Raw genomic sequence first — 3,319 nt, 5'->3', positions numbered from 1 at the left:
CGAGTACCTCGGCTGGACCTACGTCTTCGACAAGACCCAGGTCGGCGTCGCCCGCTCGCTCTTCACCGTCGGCATCCTCCTCGCGATCATGATGGCCAGCTCGGCGAGTTCGCCCCGGGTGGCACGCACCCGGGTGGCGCCGCCGCGGGTGGCGGTGAGCACGGCCGGCCGCTCGGGCCGGGCGCGCAGCGCGTGATCCAGTCGGTCCAGCATCAGCGGGGGTCGTCCGTTCCGTGCGTGCCGCTGCCCTGGTCGAGGTACCAGCGGGCGGTCCCGGCGAGCCCGTAGGCCCGCAGCCGGCGCGTGGAGTTCTCCACGACCATGCCCCGGCAGCGGGAGATCCGGTCGGTGTGGCGGCGGACCGCGTTCAGGAACAGCCGGTCCGTCGGCGACGGGCGCCGCGGCATCCCGCCCACGGCCAGGTACAGCTCGGCGGTGATCGCCATGTTGTTCCCCGCGTGCATCCGGTACGGCGCCCGGTAGCCGTGCCGCCGCCCGTGCTGCGGCCGCAGCCGCCCGAACAGCGCGGCCAGCCCCACCAGTCCGGTGAACGCGGCCCGGCCCAGCGGTCCGTGCTCGTCGCGCCGCGCCGTGATCCGCCCGCACACCAGCCCCGGCCGCGCCAGCAGCGCCGCCCGCGCCGCCCCCGCCCAGCCGGGGCCGGGCAGGCAGTCGGCGTCCGTCCGGGCCAGCAGGGTCGCGCCCCGCGCGATCGCGTACCGGAAACCGGTGTCCACCGCCGAGCCGACCCCCTTCTCCGGCTCCTCGATCACCTCCACGGGGAAGGGCGCGCGCGCCGCGAACTCCCGTGCGATGCCCGCCGTGCCGTCGGTCGAGGCGTTGTCGACGACCAGCAGGGTGAAGTCCCGGTCCCGCTGCGCGGCCAGTGCCCGCAGCGTCCCCGCGATCCGTCCCGCCTCCTCGTGCGCGGGCACCACCACCCACATGCGCGCGCCGCTCACGACTTCTCCCAGACCATCGTCATGATGCTGATCCCGCCGCCCAGCCCGACGAACAACACCCGCTCACCGGGCTCCAGTTCACCGAAGACCCGGTCCAGCTGCACCCCGATGCTCGCGCTCGCCACATTCCCCAGCTCGGGCACCGTGACCACCAGCCTGTCCGCCGGTACCCCGGTCAGCTCCGCGAACCGCTCCAGGTACGGCACGGTCACCTGGTGCACCAGCACCTTCGCGAACCCGTCCCAGTCCATGCCGTTGCGGTGCAGGGTCCGGTCGATGACCGCCGTGCCCACCTTCTCGAAGACCCCGCGCAGTTCGTGCCCGTCGCCCTGGAAGTAGGTGTACGCGTCCCCGCGCGGGTGCCGCGAGCCGCCGCCCGGGATGCCGCCGACCTCCCAGTGCTCCGAGTGCGTCTCGCAGTCCACGTCCAGGATCCCGCCGCGCTCCACCGCCTCGACGACGACGGCCGCCCCCGCGTCGCCGAAGGTGTAGCCGGCGAAACCGCTGCGGAACTCCGCGAAGTCGGCGGGGTCGGTGCGCACCGCGCGGCTCGGGGTCTCCCCGGTGACCACGAGCGCCCGGCGGGCCCGGCCGGCCAGGACCATGCTGCGGGCGAGGTCGATGCCGTTGACGAAGCTGTTGCAGGCGTTCGTGACGTCGACGGCGTGCGCCCGCGAGCCGAGCTCCGCCTGCACGATGTGCGCGGTGGCCGGCTCGACCAGGTCCCGCGAGGCGGAGGCGAACACCAGCAGGTCCACGTCGAGCGGGTCGAGCCCGGCCGAGCCCAGCGCCCGGCGGGCCGCGCCCACCGCGAGCGTGGAGGCGTACACCCCCTCGGCGGCGACCCGCCGCGAGACGATCCCGGTGGCCTGGGTCAGGATCCGGGCGGGCAGCGCGATTCCGCTGCGCCGGGTGACCTCCCGCTGGAGGTCGTCGGAGGACAGCACGTCCTCGGGCAACAGGCTGCCGACGGCGGTAATGCCGACGCGCGGCCGCGGATCACAAGGCTGTATGGGCATGGCCCCACGATGACAAGCCGTCCGGTGGCCGGGCCTGAGTACGGATGCTCAGATCCCTTGCGGGGGTGCTGAGTAGGGGACCGGTACGGCACCTCAGGCGCGGGGGCGGGCGCGGGGTGTGCCGCCGCGCGGGCTGGATCTCGCGCAGCGAAATTCCAGCCCCGCCGGCGTTTGAGGCGCGGGGTCCGGGGCGGAGCCCCGGGGGAACGGAGGAAGGGCGGGGCGGGGAGACGGCTCCGCGCCGCGGCACCCGCCCCCGGCTCAGCCCGGCGTTCCCGGTGGGGGTGCGCCGAAGCGTTCCCGCAGGCGGGCCACGATGCCGGGGACGGCCCGGCGGGAGCCTTCCGGCTCGGTCCCGAGGGCCTGCGCCCCGGTACCCGGGTCTCGGTCAGGGTCCGCCGCGGGCCGTTCGTGCGCGGGGCCGGGGCCGTCCGAGAGCCACTCCGGGATCTCCTGGCGGGCCGCCCCGCGGGTGTCCGCGCGTTCCAGGAGGCGGCCGCGAAGGTCCGGCGGGAGTTCCTCGGCGAAGTGCCGCAGGAGTTCCGCCGCCAGTTCCGGGGCCTCCGGGTCGGCGGACGGGGCTTCGGCGGCCGCTCGGGCCAGGAGGTCCCAGGTGCCCGCCCGGCGGTGGACCGGGGCGCCCGTCGTGGCCAGGAGCAGCCGGGCCTCCACCGGGTCCGGGGCCTCCCCGTCCCACACCAGCCGCATCCCCGTGCGCAGCACCAGCGGTTCCGCGTACGGGGAGACCCCGGCCTCCCGCAGCAGGGTGTCCAGCGCCACGACCCGGTCCCCGGACGGGCGTCCCCGCGCGCACATCCGCAGGTGCGGCAGCGCCTCCGCCGCGCCCAGCCGCAGCCCGGTCCGGGCGAACAGCCGTGCCCCGGCCGGCGGATCGCCCGCCGCGAGGGAGTCCAGCCGGTCGAGTACGAGGGCCCGCAGCGCCGGCAGCTCCGCCAGCGCGGCCCGTACCTCCTCCCCGTACGCCCGCTCCGGATCGGTGAGCAGGGCCCACGCCAGCTTGCGCGCCGCCTGCGGGAGCAGCCCGGCGGTGTCGGCGCCGAGGGTGGCGGCCGTCGCCAACAGGAGGGCCGTTGCCGCCGGTTCGCCCTCGGGGTCGGCCAGTGCCTCCCGCAGCCGCGGCTCCAGTTCCGCCGCGAGCGCGGCCCGCGCCCCCGCGTCGAGGGAGGCCAGCAGCCGGCCCGACGCGGCCGCCTCCGCCGCCCCGCGCGGTTCCCCGCCCGGCCGGACCAGCACCCCCGCGAGCGCGTGCAGCCGTACGCCGTCCAGCGCGTCCCCGTGCCCGGCCGCCCACTCGGCGGCCGCCGCCCGGGCCGCCGA

Annotated in this window: 3 protein-coding genes and 1 pseudogene; 1 reads left to right on the top strand and 3 read right to left on the bottom strand. The window is 76.7% G+C overall.

Annotated features, from left to right (window positions below):
- Window positions 1-94, top strand: a pseudogene (locus AB0F18_RS38925) (phosphate ABC transporter permease subunit PstC); the annotation flags it as partial.
- 118 nt (window positions 95-212) lie between these two features.
- On the opposite strand, the gene AB0F18_RS38920 reads toward AB0F18_RS38925, so the two are convergent.
- The 3 genes from AB0F18_RS38920 to AB0F18_RS38910 all read right to left on the bottom strand — a co-directional run.
- Window positions 213-962 (bottom strand): glycosyltransferase family A protein, encoded by a 750-nt coding sequence (locus AB0F18_RS38920; RefSeq protein WP_362070200.1) that lies wholly within the window; start codon window positions 960-962, stop codon window positions 213-215.
- The gene (locus AB0F18_RS38915) at window positions 959-1,981 is read right to left on the bottom strand and encodes a ketoacyl-ACP synthase III (RefSeq protein WP_362070197.1); all 1,023 of its coding nucleotides are present in this window, start codon (window positions 1,979-1,981) and stop codon (window positions 959-961) included. The genes AB0F18_RS38920 and AB0F18_RS38915 overlap by 4 nt, the downstream gene beginning before the upstream one ends.
- A gap of 261 nt (window positions 1,982-2,242) precedes the next feature.
- Window positions 2,243-3,319 (bottom strand): GTPase-associated protein 1-related protein (locus tag AB0F18_RS38910; protein WP_362070194.1); only part of this gene is annotated, 1,077 nt, incomplete at its 5' end.

Source organism: Streptomyces sp. NPDC029216, from assembly GCF_040648015.1.
In the GTDB taxonomy this organism is placed as follows: Bacteria; Actinomycetota; Actinomycetes; order Streptomycetales; family Streptomycetaceae; genus Streptomyces.
This window is presented reverse-complemented; position numbering and strand designations above follow the sequence as displayed.